Origin of the sequence: Pantoea sp. 1.19, from assembly GCF_001922585.1 — a bacterium.
In the GTDB taxonomy this organism is placed as follows: Bacteria; Pseudomonadota; Gammaproteobacteria; order Enterobacterales; family Enterobacteriaceae; genus 1-19.
The window spans coordinates 42,379-56,636 of the sequence record NZ_MRBS01000008.1; the positions used below are offsets into that span (position 1 = coordinate 42,379).

Annotated in this window: 13 protein-coding genes; 4 read left to right on the plus strand and 9 right to left on the minus strand. The window is 62.9% G+C overall.

All coding sequences use genetic code 11. The features are described 5' to 3' along the window. Positions 1-5 precede the first annotated feature (5 nt). The gene (gene metC, locus BS626_RS14340) at positions 6-1,217 is read right to left on the minus strand and encodes a cystathionine beta-lyase (RefSeq protein ID WP_075183076.1); all 1,212 of its coding nucleotides are present in this window, start codon (positions 1,215-1,217) and stop codon (positions 6-8) included. Between the two features lie 235 nt (positions 1,218-1,452). Here metC and exbB point away from each other — a divergent pair, with 235 nt between their 5' ends. The 3 genes from exbB to BS626_RS14355 all read left to right on the plus strand — a co-directional run bounded on the left by exbB (position 1,453) and on the right by BS626_RS14355 (position 4,078). After that, the gene (gene exbB, locus BS626_RS14345; RefSeq protein WP_075183225.1) at positions 1,453-2,163 is read left to right on the plus strand and encodes a tol-pal system-associated acyl-CoA thioesterase; all 711 of its coding nucleotides are present in this window, start codon (positions 1,453-1,455) and stop codon (positions 2,161-2,163) included. A gap of 6 nt (positions 2,164-2,169) precedes the next feature. Further along, on the plus strand, positions 2,170-2,595 hold the full coding sequence (exbD, locus tag BS626_RS14350; RefSeq protein WP_075183077.1) for a TonB system transport protein ExbD: 426 nt from the start codon (positions 2,170-2,172) through the stop codon (positions 2,593-2,595). 163 nt (positions 2,596-2,758) lie between these two features. Further along, on the plus strand, positions 2,759-4,078 hold the full coding sequence (locus tag BS626_RS14355) for an MFS transporter (protein WP_075183078.1): 1,320 nt from the start codon (positions 2,759-2,761) through the stop codon (positions 4,076-4,078). Positions 4,079-4,106: 28 nt separating this feature from the next. Here the strand turns inward: BS626_RS14355 and BS626_RS14360 are convergent, their stop codons facing one another. From BS626_RS14360 to BS626_RS14380, 6 genes are read right to left on the minus strand one after another with little or no spacing between them, the layout of a single operon-like run. After that, positions 4,107-5,096 (minus strand): spore coat U domain-containing protein, encoded by a 990-nt coding sequence (locus BS626_RS14360; RefSeq protein ID WP_075183079.1) that lies wholly within the window; start codon positions 5,094-5,096, stop codon positions 4,107-4,109. Further along, complete coding sequence (locus BS626_RS19000; protein ID WP_256374858.1) at positions 5,093-5,782, minus strand: fimbria/pilus outer membrane usher protein; 690 nt, start codon at positions 5,780-5,782, stop codon at positions 5,093-5,095. The genes BS626_RS14360 and BS626_RS19000 overlap by 4 nt, the downstream gene beginning before the upstream one ends. Next, positions 5,748-7,481: a fimbria/pilus outer membrane usher protein gene (locus BS626_RS14365; protein WP_256374859.1), complete on the minus strand. Its 1,734-nt coding sequence runs from the start codon at positions 7,479-7,481 to the stop codon at positions 5,748-5,750. The genes BS626_RS19000 and BS626_RS14365 overlap by 35 nt, the downstream gene beginning before the upstream one ends. Before the next feature lie 2 nt (positions 7,482-7,483). Further along, positions 7,484-8,197 (minus strand): molecular chaperone, encoded by a 714-nt coding sequence (locus tag BS626_RS14370; protein WP_371328506.1) that lies wholly within the window; start codon positions 8,195-8,197, stop codon positions 7,484-7,486. 25 nt (positions 8,198-8,222) lie between these two features. After that, a complete protein-coding gene (locus tag BS626_RS14375; protein WP_139308839.1) occupies positions 8,223-8,735 on the minus strand; it encodes a spore coat U domain-containing protein in 513 nt (170 codons plus the stop codon). A gap of 8 nt (positions 8,736-8,743) precedes the next feature. Further along, positions 8,744-9,310: a spore coat protein U domain-containing protein gene (locus BS626_RS14380; protein WP_075183082.1), complete on the minus strand. Its 567-nt coding sequence runs from the start codon at positions 9,308-9,310 to the stop codon at positions 8,744-8,746. Between the two features lie 870 nt (positions 9,311-10,180). Here BS626_RS14380 and BS626_RS14385 point away from each other — a divergent pair. Beyond that, positions 10,181-12,277 (plus strand): bifunctional diguanylate cyclase/phosphodiesterase, encoded by a 2,097-nt coding sequence (locus BS626_RS14385; protein ID WP_075183226.1) that lies wholly within the window; start codon positions 10,181-10,183, stop codon positions 12,275-12,277. Here BS626_RS14385 and BS626_RS14390 read toward each other — a convergent pair. Then, positions 12,263-13,672 carry a PepSY domain-containing protein gene (locus tag BS626_RS14390; protein WP_075183083.1) on the minus strand — a complete coding sequence of 470 codons (1,410 nt, stop codon included), beginning with the start codon at positions 13,670-13,672 and terminating at the stop codon, positions 12,263-12,265. The genes BS626_RS14385 and BS626_RS14390 overlap by 15 nt on opposite strands. A 62-nt stretch (positions 13,673-13,734) precedes the next feature. Beyond that, on the minus strand, positions 13,735-14,178 hold the full coding sequence (locus tag BS626_RS14395; protein ID WP_075183084.1) for a DUF2946 family protein: 444 nt from the start codon (positions 14,176-14,178) through the stop codon (positions 13,735-13,737). Positions 14,179-14,258 lie beyond the last annotated feature (80 nt).

Consider the following 14,258-nt stretch of genomic DNA (forward strand, 5'->3'; position numbering starts at 1 on the left):
TGAGGTTAGCGCACGCCGACGGGGGGCGTCGCGGCAATGCGCGCCAGTCCGTCAGCCAAATCCGCCAGCAGGTCATCGGTATTTTCCAGGCCAATATGCAACCGCACCAGGGTACCGCTGAAATCGACGCCGCCGCAGGGGCGGATGGCCGCCAGCTCCTCCGGCTGATTAGCCAGAATCAGTGATTCATAGCCGCCCCAGGAGTAGGCCATGCTGAAATGGCGGAAATGATCGAGAAAATGTGCCAGCTGCGCGTCGCTGAGCCGCTGGTGCAGCACAAATGAAAACAGGCCGCTGCTGCCGGTGAAATCACGCTGCCACACGGCGTGGCCGGGTGAGTCGGGCAGCGCCGGATGATTGACCCGCGCCACTTCGGGCCGCTCAGCCAGCCACTGGGCGACAATCAGGGCGCTGGCCTCGTGCTGCCTCAGGCGCAGCGCCAGCGTGCGCAGCCCGCGGCTGGTGACGTAAGCGGTATCGGCATCCACCATCTGCCCGAGCAAATAGGCATTTTCACGCAGCTGCGGCCAACAGCGCGCGTTGGCGACCGCGGTCCCAATCATCGCGTCTGAGTGGCCTACCAGATATTTGGTGCCGGCCTGAATCGAGATATCGACGCCCAGCGCCAGCGGTTTTAACAGTACGCCCGCCGCCCAGGTATTGTCGATCATGATGATCGCATCCGGGGCGTTGCGCCGCACCGCGGCGACGATAGCCGGAATATCCTGTACCTCAAGGGTGATGGACGCGGGCGACTCAAGAAACACGACCCGGGTTTTCGCGCTCACCCGATCGGCCAGCTCAGCGCCGAGGGTGTGTGGGAAAAAAGTGGTGGTGACGCCCATTTTACGCAGGATCCGCGTGCAGAAATCCTGCGTTGGCTCATACACCGCGCCGCTCATCAGGACTTCATCCCCGGCGGAGACAAACGCCAGCAGGCTGTTGGCCACTGCCGCCGCGCCGCAGGGAAACAGCGCACAGCCGGCGCCGCCTTCCAGCTCGGTCATCGCGTCCTGCAGCGAAAAGTGGGTCAGGGTGCCGCGACGGCCGTAAAACAGCGCGCGATCGGCGCGGCCGGCGGTGGCCTGCTGCTTATGGGCAACGCTGTCGAACACCAGCGAGGAGGCGCGCTGAATCACGCCGTTAACCGATCCCTGCGTATAGCGTGCTGCGCGTCCGGCCTGGACCAGCTGCGTTTCTATCTTCTTTTGAGTCATTATGCGGGCTCATCCTCTGACGAATGCCTTACGTTACCATGACTCACCGGTGCTCACTAATCTCATGGCGTTTTCCGTTCGTGCACAAGGAAAACGTGCGCAAAAATGCCGCGGCTATGTAAATAGTAATGAGAACCACTATCAATTCAGCCGCTTTTTGGTATCATGCGGCGAGAAATTTTGAACCAAATTTGCACAACAGAAAGGGTACAACAGCGTGGTAACCAGCAACGTGATGCAGACAGATCTCTCTGTCTGGGGCATGTATCAGCATGCGGATATCGTGGTTAAAGCCGTGATGATCGGTCTGCTTCTGGCATCGGTGGTCACCTGGGCCATCTTTTTTGCCAAAAGCACCCGTCTGGTGGGCGCAAAGCGTCGGCTGCGTCAGGAGCAGGCGGCGCTGGCCGGCGTCGCGTCCCTGAACGAGGCCCGCGAGATCGCCTCCGGGTTTAGCGACGCCAGCCAGAGCCGCCAGCTGGTGGCCGAAGCGCTGGATGAGCGGACGCTGTCCGCCGGTGCTGACGATCCGGACGGCATCAAAGAGCGTACCGGTTTCCGCCTGGAGCGCCGGGTGGCGGCCATGGCCCGCGCGGCCGGCAGCGGCAACGGTTTTCTCGCCACCATCGGTTCCGTCGCGCCGTTTATTGGCCTGTTCGGGACGGTATGGGGCATCATGAACAGCTTTATCGGCATCGCCAAAACCCAGACCACCAATCTGGCGGTCGTGGCTCCGGGGATTGCCGAAGCGCTGCTGGCCACTGCGATTGGTCTGGTGGCGGCGATCCCGGCGGTGGTTATCTACAACCTGTTTGCGCGAATGATTGCGGGCTACAAAGCGTCGCTGAGCGACACCGCGGCCCAGGTACTGCTGCTGCAGAGCCGCGATCTGGACCTCGGCCAGCGTGACGCGACGCGACCGGCCCAAAAGCTGCGCGTAGGGTAAGTGACCATGGCCATGCGTTTACACGACGGAGACGATGACCACAACGGCGAAATGCACGACATCAACGTGACGCCGTTTATCGACGTGATGCTGGTGCTGCTGATCATCTTTATGGTCGCCGCCCCGCTGGCCACGGTGGACGTGCGGGTGAATCTGCCCGCCTCGACCAGCCAGCCGCAGCCGCGTCCGGAGAAGCCGGTATACCTGTCAATCAAAGCGGACAAGCAGTTGTTTGTGGGTAATGAGGCGGTTAGCGTCGAGACGCTGGCCGACGCCCTGGCGACGCAGACGCAGGGTAATAAAGAGACCACCCTCTTTTTCCAGGCGGATAAAAGCGTGGATTACGCTACGCTGATGGCGGTGATGGATAGGCTGCGTGCGGCCGGTTATCTGAAGATTGCCCTGATGGGCATGGCGCAGGACGCAAAATAATCTGCTGCGGAAACGGGATATTCCGTCCCGCTTCCGCTGCGCGATCGATTTTGTTGTATTTTAGTTACATATGTTAATATCTGCTGATGGTCAACGGTGACCTGGCTCACGTTTTTTGCCCCCTCCGCGCGGTACAACCAACAAAAACCGCAAGGATGATGCCATGACCACCGTCTCACCCCCGTCCGCTTCGCCGCAGAGCGGCGCGAAGAATATCTTTCGCGTGACCAGCGGTAATTTCCTCGAAATGTATGATTTTATGGTGTTTGGTTATTACGCCTCCGCCATTGCCCAAACCTTCTTCCCCGGCGATGATCCCTGGACGTCGCTGATGCTCACCCTGATGACCTTTGGCGCCGGTTTTCTGATGCGGCCGCTGGGGGCGATGATCCTCGGTGCCTACATCGACCACCACGGGCGGCGTAAGGGGCTGCTGCTGACGCTCGGCCTGATGGCGATCGGTACGCTGACCATTGCGCTGGTACCCGGCTACAGCACGCTTGGCATCGCCGCGCCGATCCTGATTCTACTGGGGCGGCTGCTGCAGGGCTTCTCGGCCGGCGTTGAGCTGGGGGGCGTCTCGGTTTACCTCGCGGAGATTGCGCCGAAGGGGCGAAAAGGCTTTTACGTTGCCTGGCAATCCGGCAGTCAGCAAATCGCCGTGATCGTGGCGGCGCTGCTCGGACTGGGGCTTAATCATCTGCTCGCGAAAGACCAGGTCACCGAATGGGGCTGGCGGATCCCCTTTATCATCGGCTGCCTGATTGTGCCGTTCCTGTTCTGGATCCGCACCATGCTGGAGGAGACCGAGGCGTTTGCCCAGCGGAAAAGCCATCCGGCGATGGGGCAGATTGTGGCGACGGTGGCGCGCAACTGGCCGCTGGTGCTGGCGGGAATGCTGATGGTGGTCACCACCACGGTGATGTTCTATATGATCACCGCCTTTACCCCGACCTTTGGTAAAACCGTGCTGCTGCTCAGTGATAAGCAGAGTTTTCTGGTCACTCTGTGCGTCGGCGTCTCCAACCTGTTCTGGCTGCCGGTGATGGGGGCGGTGTCTGATCGCTACGGTCGGCGACCGCTGCTGATCCTGTTTACCCTGCTGATGATCGTCACTGCCTGGCCGCTGCTGCACTGGCTGGTGGGCTCGCCGTCGCTGGCGCATCTGCTGGGAGCAGAGCTGTGGCTCTCCTTCCTGTATGCCAGCTATAACGGCGCCATGGTGGTCTATCTGGCCGAAGTGATGCCGGCGGAGGTACGCGCTTCTGGTTTCTCAATGGCATACAGCCTGGCAACCGCGCTGTTTGGTGGCTTCACGCCGGCGGTCTGTAGCTACCTGATTCACAGCACCGGCGATAAAGCGATGCCCGGTATTTGGTTGACGATTGCCGCGGTTTGCGGCCTGCTGGGCACGCTGTTGATCAAGCGGCTGGTGGTCCGCTACCAGCGTCAGCATCCGCCGGCCGCGCCGGTGGCGGCCTGACGCTCCGCCGGGGCGTCGAGCACCCCGTTCAGAAGGCCAGATCCACCACCACGCTGTCGCTGTAGTCACCGGCAGCCGGCGTACTCTGACTGGTCAGCACCCGCGCCGTATAGTTGTAGGTGCGGGTCAGACCGTCGCTGCTGACGCCGCTGGCGCTGACGCTGGGCCAGCGCTCGCTGCCGGTGGGGCCCCAGCGGTCATTGCTGGCGGCCTTATAAATCTCATAGCGCATCAGCGCGCTGCCGTTGGCCATATTGCGCGCGCCGTTGACCGCGTGGTTGCCGTTGCTCAGCCCAACACTGTAGCTGCTGCCTTTAGTGCAAATCACATTGATGCTCTGCGTGACGCTGTTAAAGCGGCTGACCAGCGGCGCGCTGCCAAAGCTGACGTTCGGCGCGACGATCGTTGTGCAGTCATTGCTGACGTTGAGGGTGACGGTCAGGGGAATCAGCCCACTGCCGGACCGCTCCGCTCCCAGCAGGCAGAGACCGATCAGGCTGATCCCGGTACAGATGCGGTAATCGGCGTTGACGTTAAGGATCCCGCTGTAGGTGCCGGCAGAGACCACCGCCCCCGGCACCGTGCGCAGCGTCAGCGTCATGGTGAAGTTCAGCCCCCCCAGTAAGCCAATCAGATCCAGCAGCTGAACGTTGTTGTAGGTGCGGGAGCCGCTGCCGACAAACAGTTCATTGCTGCAGGCGGCGTCGGTACAGAGCTGCAGTGGGATCACATCGCCGCTGTCGCCACCGCTGCGGGTCAGGGTCGCCCGATTACCGCGGGTGCTGCTGGCGCCGCTCAGGGACAGAATAATGCGGTTATTCGCCAGCAGCGAGAGCACGCTACCGCTTCCGCAGTTGACATTGGCCTGGCCGGAGGTGGTGGCGGTGCTGCTGTTGAGGGTAAACGAGGTCAGGGTACCAAAGCTGGCCGTGGAGGCGGGCAGGCCGCAGGCGGCCAGCGCCCGTCCGCCACACAGGCTAACTATCAGTAACAGCAGGGTACGGCAAAACAGATTCATGGTAAGGCTCCGGGCGAACAGGTTAGCGGTCCGTAGGGGGTAAGGGTGGGCGAGGTGCCGGCTGGAAGAACAAAGCGGCCGTGGCAGCGTTCGCCATCCGGGGTAATGGCCTCGAACGGATTGTTGGTGCTCAGGGTCTCCATCCACACCAGCCCGTCCCAGCCAACATAGCCGGTTGGGCGTCCGGGGCGTATAATCTGCGTGGAAACCGGCAGCGGCTGTCCGCGGCTGTCGTGCAGTATGATGCTGGCGGCGTGCAGCGGCTGTACCGGGAAGTTCAGCAGGTAACCGCTCTGCCGCCGGACGGCGAGACGCTGCTCGGTGGTGGCTACGGTCAGGTTCGCGGGCAGATCCAGCGCGTCGATTTCGTAGCGTGCCGGATACCAGGCGTTGATGCGCGGAACCAGCAGGTAACCGTTGCTGTCCGTGGTACCGACCCGCTGGTTCTCATAGCGAACGCCGACGCCCGGCCAGCCGGTTTTTACCAGTACCAGGGCGTCGTTCACCTGATTAGCGGCAAAGGCGTGGCCATCCATCAGTACCACAGAGCCGGTCAGCTCGCCCCAGTCAACGCGGGCATTGCTGTCGCCGTAAGTGCCGGCGCCGGCCTCCAGCTGCGGATTACGCCAGCGCAGGCTGGCCTGACGGTAATCACGATGCTGCTGCTGGCGGCCCCCAGGAAGCATCCCACGCTACCCCGCCGTCCGAGGGCATCGCCCGCGACCAGGCGAGCCGCTGCGCCTGCTGGCCTTCGGCGGTGCGCTCGAGGCTGGCGCTGAGATTGCTCAGGCTGCCGAGCGGCACAATCAGCGACAGGCTGCCGCTCCAGTTATCGCGGGTGCGATCGCGGGTGGCGGAGAGGTACAGCGTGCTGTTGCCCCAGACGCTATTACTCCAGGTCAGATTGAGCAGCTGGGTACGGTCACCTTCGCCACCGGTGACGTCAATCCAGGCGGCGCCAAGGCTACCGAAGCGCTGCAGCGAAACGCTGCCGTTGAGGGTGGTGCTGCGGCGGCTGAGGGTCGCGTTTTCCGCCTGCCGCGGCGCCGCGCGCCGCGCGGCATACAGCGCCAAATCGCCGTAGCTGACGCTGCGTTGAATGTGCTGCGCGCCGACGCTGAACCCCGGATGCTGATATTGATAGCCGACGCTGAGCTGCTGCCCGCTGCTGCCGGCGAGCTGGCTACGCGCCAGCGCACCGTTAACTACGCCCAGCGCCCCGGCGCGCAGCTGCACGCCACCGCCGGCCAGCGCCAACGATTGCGCCGTCTCCGCGTGGCTTTCCAGCGTCAGCCACTCCAGCAGGCCGTGTCGCCAGGAGACGGTCGTCGCCACTTCGCCGTAGTCGGCGCTGCGCAGGCCGTAATTTTCCCGCAGCGCGCCGGCCGAGAAGGCAAAGTCATTGAGCCCCGGTTTCAGCAAATCGCTGGCGACGTAAAACGGCAGGGTAGTGGTCACCTGGCGCCCCACGGCGTCGGTGGTGACCACCACCGCATTACCGGCGCCGTTAACAAACGGCAGGTTGGTTAGCGACCAGGGACCGGGCTGAACCGCCGTGCGGGTATTACGATAGCCATCAATAAACAGGTCCACGGTTGAGGGAAGCGCGGCCTGCCCGGAAAAACCCGGCAGTGGCCAGGTAACAATATCGGGACGGATTGAAAAGTCGCGGCTGATTTGTACGCCCCCCAGCCGCACGCTGTTGTTCCAGGCAAGGGCATCGCTGATAAGATCGCCGACGCGCCAGCCGATCGCCCGGGTTTCATCCTGACCGGCCCACCAGCTGTCATAGCGCAGCCAGCGATCGCCGGCGGTATTATCGTTACCGCGCAGGGTGTGCTGCCAGACGCCGTTGGTTACCAGCTGGCCGCTGTCGCCAAACAGCCGCAGCTCATTCCATAGCGACAGCCTGCTGCTGCTGCGGGTATTGCTGGCGTAAAGATCGTAATTCAGCAGCGCGCCGCGTGAGGTGTTGCCCGGATAGCGAATCTTATCGCTCTCACCGGCAAAATGTTGTGCCGGCAGCCACGCCGGGGGAACGCTCAGCAGCAGGCGCTGGCCGCGGGAATCGTATTCGGCGCGAACGTCGGGCATCGTCGACACATCCATCTCGGTGGAGGTGATTTGCGACGAGGGAATCCCCGCCTGGATCAGATCCGCCGCCCGCACCAGGTAGTGGCCATCGCGAAAAGTTACCGTAACCAGCTGGTTTTTCACGCGACCATTCACCTGTAAATCCAGTAAGTATTGCTGTTTATCCTGCGCGCTGCTGGCGCTGGGCGGCGGCGGCAGGCTGCTATAGGTTTCACTGCGTGCCGCCACCGGTAGCAGCAGCGGCGCGCTGGCCGCCAGCGACAGAGAGGTGAGAAGAACGCGGCCGCGCATCGTTATGGCTGCGCGCTGTGGCTGCGCCACGGGGTGCGCTGCCCCCCTAACTCGGCGCGCAGCTCCCCGCTGTTACCGGCGGCAAACGGCAGCGGAAAGCGCTGAGTGCTGGCCGCTAATACATAACCTAGCAGACCATCGTTAATCGGCCGTCCTGCCAGGGAGACCCGACTCAGGCGGGCGTGGCCGCGGCCGCGATTCACTATGTGCAGCTGCGGTTTGCCCGCCTGCTGAATCACCCGCCACTGCAGCACCGGTGTGGCACTGGCCTTGTCCAGTCCGCTGCCGTACTGAAACAGCGGCAGCGAGTAGCGCATTTGCAGGTTCAGACCGCCCGGAGAAGAGCCCGGCGCCGGCGGCGTGGGAATCTCATCCAGCACCACCCGGAATGCTGCTTCCTGACCGGCGGGAGCCGGCTGCTGAGCGATAAGCCGCACCAGCTGGCGCTTGCCAGGCTCAATACGCACCTGCGGCGGGCTGGCGACCACGTTTTGCTGGGTGGAAAACTGTTCCCGACCGTCGCGCTGCTGCCAGCCAAAAATACGCACCTGCATCAGGGTGGTTTCCGCGCCGCGGTTCTCCAGCCAGAGTTCCGTCGCCCGCTGGCCCTCATTCAACGTCGGGTCAACCGGCCAGATCAGCAGGGCATTAGCGGCGGTCGCAAGGGCGGAAAAAAACAGGCTGCCGCACAGCAGCAGAGTCGCCAACAGATTCATCATACAATCCTTTTCACATCCGGGATCACCAACTCAGCGTGACGGTCAGCGTATCGCTGTACACTCCCGCCCGCGTGGGTCCGCTCAGCTGCAGCAGCCCGTAAATGGGGAGGGTGATATGGTTAGCATCGCCGTAGCTGATGCCGACGCTCTGATTAACGCCAATCTCGCTGGACGCATTGTGGTTAGCCTCGCGGTACAGCCGGTAGGCCACCCGCTCGCTGTTACTGGCGATCTTTAAATTACGGGTAGTCGTAAAGTGGCTGCCGCCATTGATAGCCATATTGAGCGTGGTGCCGGGAGTACAGGCGAGCTGCAGTGCGCTGCTGGCAACGAAGCTGGCGCTGACCGGTCGCGTGTCGATGGCCGACCACTGACCAAAATTCAGCGTACCCCACACGCCGTTGCTGGCGCCGGTGACCACGCAGCCGGCCACCACCGAAGCAGTGACCTGAAAAGTCTGCGTCGGCAGCGCCTGCGCCGCCGTGCTCATCCCTCCGCCTACCGCGAAGGCGATGCTGAGAAACAGCGGTCGCATCCCGGCAATCAGTAGTTCACCGCCACATTAATGGTGTCGGTGTAGGTCCCGGCGGGGATGGCGGCATTGAAGCCGCCACCGGTGATGCGCCCGTATATCGGGTAGTTATCACCGTTCACCGGATCCGGCGTGCCGACCGCGACCAGATCGGTATCGTTGGCGATGGGCGTGGTGTAGCTGGTAGAACCGTACAGGCTGTAGGCGATGCCGACGGTGTTATCTGAGCTCAGACGCAAGTAGCGCGGCGCGGCGGTGCGATCGCCGTACACCGTGGCCGGCGCCGTATTGCTGTTGGTGATGCGAACGTTATAGCTCTGATCGGTGGTGCAGCGCACAAAAATACCGCTGCCGGCGCTGTTTTGCAGCGTTGCGTTGAGGGTATCGAAGGTGGCAGCCTGCGCGCCGAAGTCAAGGGTACCAAAGCTTACCCCGCTGGTCCCTGACTGCCCGTTCACCAGACAGCCGGTGGTCAGGGTCAGTGTGGCATTGATGGTACCGGTCGTAGAGGCCCCCCAGGCGGCGGGCAGCAGTGCGGCGCTGAGGCCGCAGGTGGCGAAAAAAATCTTCAATTTCATCATCATTCCTTACCAAACGGAGTGGAGAAGAGAAGTTTTCACCCGGTGATGTCAGCTTCACGCGGCAACGTGCCCGCTGGGCGTGAGAATGATTGCTTAGTCGCAGCCGATACCTGGCCATAAATTATGAGTTATACATAAGTCAGATTTACTATAACGCAGTCGGAACGGGGTTGTCAGCAAAACTAAGAATTTTCTGGGTTCTTTTTTATCTTGATGATTTAAATGTATTAATCATTATTTTTCTGTACGGAGAGAGCGTTTTATGATTGGGTAGGGGAGTGTTACCCCCCCCTTCGCGATGTCCGGAAGGAATAATACACACATAAATTTAATGCTTAATGGGAGGGCGTACACGTCCCGGACTGCGGCTGCCGCGCCTGCGTTGACGTGCACATGGCGCAGGCTGCGCCGCGCGGGGCGATGGCCGGAATGCACGATACCTGAAAGGCGACCGCGAACGGTTCCGTTGCCGTCTGTTGCGGTGCACGCTATCCGCGCCTCGCGACGAAGAGGGGAGATTACGCCGCTTATCTGCGCGGCGCTCATCGCCAGGCGCTCTCCATTAGGGGCAAATCGGCACGGATGCGTTTGGCCCGAACGATCGTCAGCGAATGTGCCTGCACCGGATGACGGCAGCGGACTGAACACAGTCGTCGCGCCTGTTTACTCCGCGGGTCGCGGCGATGGCCGCCCGGCGAATGCGCGCTGGTGGTCACGGCCCCGTCGCGTGCGCATTTTTTTCCCGCAGGATAAAGCCAGCCCCGGCGTTGCCGATAACCCTCTCCCCCCCGCCCGCTGCGTACGATCGGGGAAGCACGTTTTTTGGCCGGTCAGCGTGACTGGCAATGACACCAGGAATGCAACATGATGCTTGTCACTCAATACGATCGCTTGCAGGTGATCGTCTCTGTTTTGGTGGCGGTGGTCGCCGCCTATACTGCCCTCGATATGGCCGGCAGGGTTGCCACTGTCCGGGGCCACGTGGCCCGGCTGTGGCTTATCTGCGGCAGTGTCTCTATGGGCATTGGGATCTGGTCGATGCACTTTATCGGCATGCTGGCGATGCGGATGCCGATGTCCTTCAGCTACAGTGCGCCACTGACCGCGCTGTCGCTGCTGATTGCCATCGCGGCCTCGCTGTTTGCGCTCCGGCAGGTGTGCCGCACCGATCTCTCAATCCGCCGGCTGTTGGGCGGTGCGCTGGTGATGGGCAGCGGCGTGGCGGCGATGCACTATACCGGTATGGCGGCGCTGCTGGTGACGCCGGGGATTATCTGGCATTTGGGCTGGGGCGCCCTGTCAGTGCTCATCGCCTGGCTGGCCTCTGGAGGGGCGCTCTGGCTGGCGTTTGTGCTGCGGCAGGGCGACCGGCGGCTGATCGGGTGGCGGCTGGCCGCCGCCCTGCTGATGGGACTGGCGATTGCCGGGATGCACTACACCGGCATGGCCGCCGCGCAGTTCCCTGTCGGTAGCCACGCGACGCATCGCGGAGTTAACAGCCAGTGGCTGGCGATACTGGTCACCGTGGTGACGCTGTTTATTCTCGGGATAACGCTGCTGGTCTCAATGCTGGATGCGCGAATTCAGTCCCGCACCTCGCTGCTGGCCTCGTCGCTGGCGCAGGCCAATCGCGAACTGGCGCAGCTGGCGCTGCACGATACGTTGACCCGACTGCCCAATCGCATCCTGCTGGAAGATAGACTGGAGCAGGCGATCGCGCGCGCCGCGCGCGACAAGATCCCGTTTGCGCTGCTGTTTATGGATCTGGACGGCTTTAAGGCGGTCAATGATGCCTGGGGGCACCCGCTGGGGGATGCCCTGCTGGTGGAGGTCACCCGGCGGATGCGCGCGCGGCTGAACGGTGATTACACCCTGGCGCGACTGGGCGGTGATGAGTTTGTCTTGCTGATCGCCGTTGCGGACAGCAGCGATGCCGCAACGGTGGCGGCGATGCTGGTCAATGCCATCGCGGCGCCGTTTCCCCTTGCGCCCATCGACGTCATGGTCTCGCTAAGCATCGGGATCGCGCTCTATCCGGGAGACGGGAAGGACGCGCGTGAACTGCTGTTCCATGCCGATGCGGCGATGTATCACACCAAAAACAGCGGCCGCAACGGCTACCATTTTTTTCAACCGTCGATGACGGCGAACGCTCAGGAGCAGCTGCAGCTGATTAATGACTTGTGGCAGGCGCAGGCGCAGGGCGAACTGCGGCTGCACTATCAGCCGAAATTTGCCGCTCCGAACGGTCCGGTATTGGGCTTTGAAGCGCTACTGCGCTGGCAGCACCCGCAGCGTGGGCTGCTGACGCCGGATTGCTTTTTACCGCTGGCGGAAAAAACCGGACTGATTGTGCCGATTGGCGACTGGGTCATTGCAGAGGCGTGCCGTCAGCTCCGTATCTGGCACCTGCAGGGGCACCGCTGCTGGTCGGTGGCGGTCAACCTTTCGGCGCAGCAGTTTGAACAGCGCTCTCTGCTGGACACCATCCCCCGCGCGCTGGCGACGCATCAGATCCCGCCCGCGCAGCTGACGCTGGAGGTGACCGAAACCACCGCCATGCGCAATCCGCAGGAGAGCGTGCGAATTCTGACCGCGCTCGCCGCCATGGGCGTGCACACCTCGATTGATGATTTTGGCACCGGTTATTCCAGTCTGCTCTACCTGAAGCAGCTACCGGCCCGCGAGTTGAAAATCGACCGCGCGTTTATCCGTGAGCTGGGCACCACCGGCGACGACGCCACGCTGGTGTCGGCGATTGTGGCACTGGCCAAAACGCTGAATCTGCGGGTCGTGGCGGAAGGCGTGGAAACCGCACAGCAGCAGGCGTTTCTGACCCGGCTTGGCTGCGATTCGCTGCAGGGGTATCTGCTGGGGAAACCGATGGCGGCGGAGCGGATAACGGGCCGACTGCCCTCCCTGACTCCACCGCCGGTCGGATCATCGCCCTCAGGCGGGCTGTAGCTGACGCTGCGCCTGTCGCCAGCGCAGCAGATCCACCGCGATAAACACCAGCAGGCTCAGGCCCATCAGCGGCAGACTCCAGCCCAGCAGCGCGGCCAGCAGCAGGATGAATACTTTACCTGGCGCACCCAGCCGGCACCAGCAGCCGGTCAGGGTCTCCAGCGGACTGAGCGCGCTGTTCACCGCCGGACGGCGTAGCCACCACAGGCGGTAGCCAAGGGCAATCAGCGTACACAGACCGACGCCAAACAGCACCAGCAGCAGCTGATTCGCCAGGCCAAACAGCACGCCCATATGGGCATCCACGCCCCAGCGGGTCAGTTTTGCTAATAGCCCAAAGTGGGCGAACTCCACCTTGTCGACCGGCTGCAGGGTATGGCCATTAATGCTTACCGCATCGACCCGGGTTGGCCAGCGGCGATCGATTTCGCTGACTGTCCAGGCTTTATTGGCCAGGTAGCTGGGGCGGATCTCCACTTTACCCGCGCTGATACCGGCGGCGCGGGCGCTGTGCAGCACGCCGTCAAACTGCGCGGCGGTGACCGGCTGTGCCTTATCGGCGCTCATCGGCATCCCGGCCATGGCGTGATGGTGCTCCGCGTGAGGATCGGCCGCCGCGGGCGTCGTTGATGGCGCCAGCGCGGTGTTCACCTGCGGCGTCAGCCAGCCAAAGTGCTGGCGCAGGCTGGCGATATTGTTGCCCGCCCAGTTAGACCACGTCAGCCCGGTTACCGACAGGAACAGCAGTCCGATCAGCAGCGTGCCGCCCAGCAGGGTATGGCGCCGGCGGTTGCGCAACCGCAGCTGTCCGCGGGAGGCGGCGGCACCGGCGCGCGCGCGCGGGGCGCGCTGGCCAATCCACAGCACCAGCCCGCCCAGCGCGGCAACCCATAGCCAGCTGGCTGCCAGCTCGCTGTAATTGCGGCCGAGATCGCCCAGCAGCAGGCTGCGGTGCAGATAATCCAGCGTGGTACGGAACGGTAAAATACCGCTGGTGCCGTAGGCTTTCATGGCGCCCAGCACCTGAAGGGTGACGGGATCAACAAACACCGCTTCCGTTTCCGACGGGCCAAACGCCGGATTAGCAAACATTACCCGGGTGGTTTCGCCGGTGGTCGGCGCCGGCCGGACGGCGGCAATCCGCTTATCGGTGCCGTAAAAAGCCTGGGCAGCGGCGACCTGGCGCGACAGCGGCTGCGCCTCGCCCGGGCTGTCACTGAACAGCACGTCGGCGTAGAGACGGTTCTCTAGCTGCGGGGTCAGGACATACAGCGTACCGGTCAGGGCGGCGACAAAAATAAACGGGCCGATAAACAGGCCAACATAAAAGTGCAGACGGCGCAGCAGCGCCATTAGCGCGTGCCGGTGCGATACCGGCGCGGAGTACTCAGACATAATACAACCCTCTCCCGCATGGGGATGTGCAGGTGAATGCCGTCAACGACAGCAGAAATAGATCAGCAGGGCAGGGGCGAGCGCGGCGGCGCGCGGGAGCGATACGGGGAGAACGGGCGGGAAAGCGGAGCGGGCGAAACCAGGCGTGGCGGACCGTCACGCGCCTGCAGGCTCTGCTGCCACGGTCGCGGCAGGCTGTCGGCTATCATCGGCAGGTGCGCCAGCAGCATGCAGTAGCCGCAGGCGCTGTCATCGAACATGGCCCGATGGGCGGTGTGCTGCTCCGCGAGAGGGACGTCACTGACCGCGCGACCGTGCATCGCGTCGTCCATCATTATTATCGCACCGTCCATCATCATCGCGTGGTGCGCAGGGGCGGGCGCCCCCGCCAACGATTTGGAGATCGCCGGGGCGAGGTAGAGCAACAGTATCGCCAACAGAGCCAGCCAGCCGGCCGGACGTTGACGTGAGGTGCGCCACGGATGCAGGGTCACAATCGGTCTCATTAAAAAAGGCGCGCTCATTATACGCGAACAGGCCATTTACGGTAGTTTGTCGGAAGGGGGCTGGCGCTTATTTACCGAAT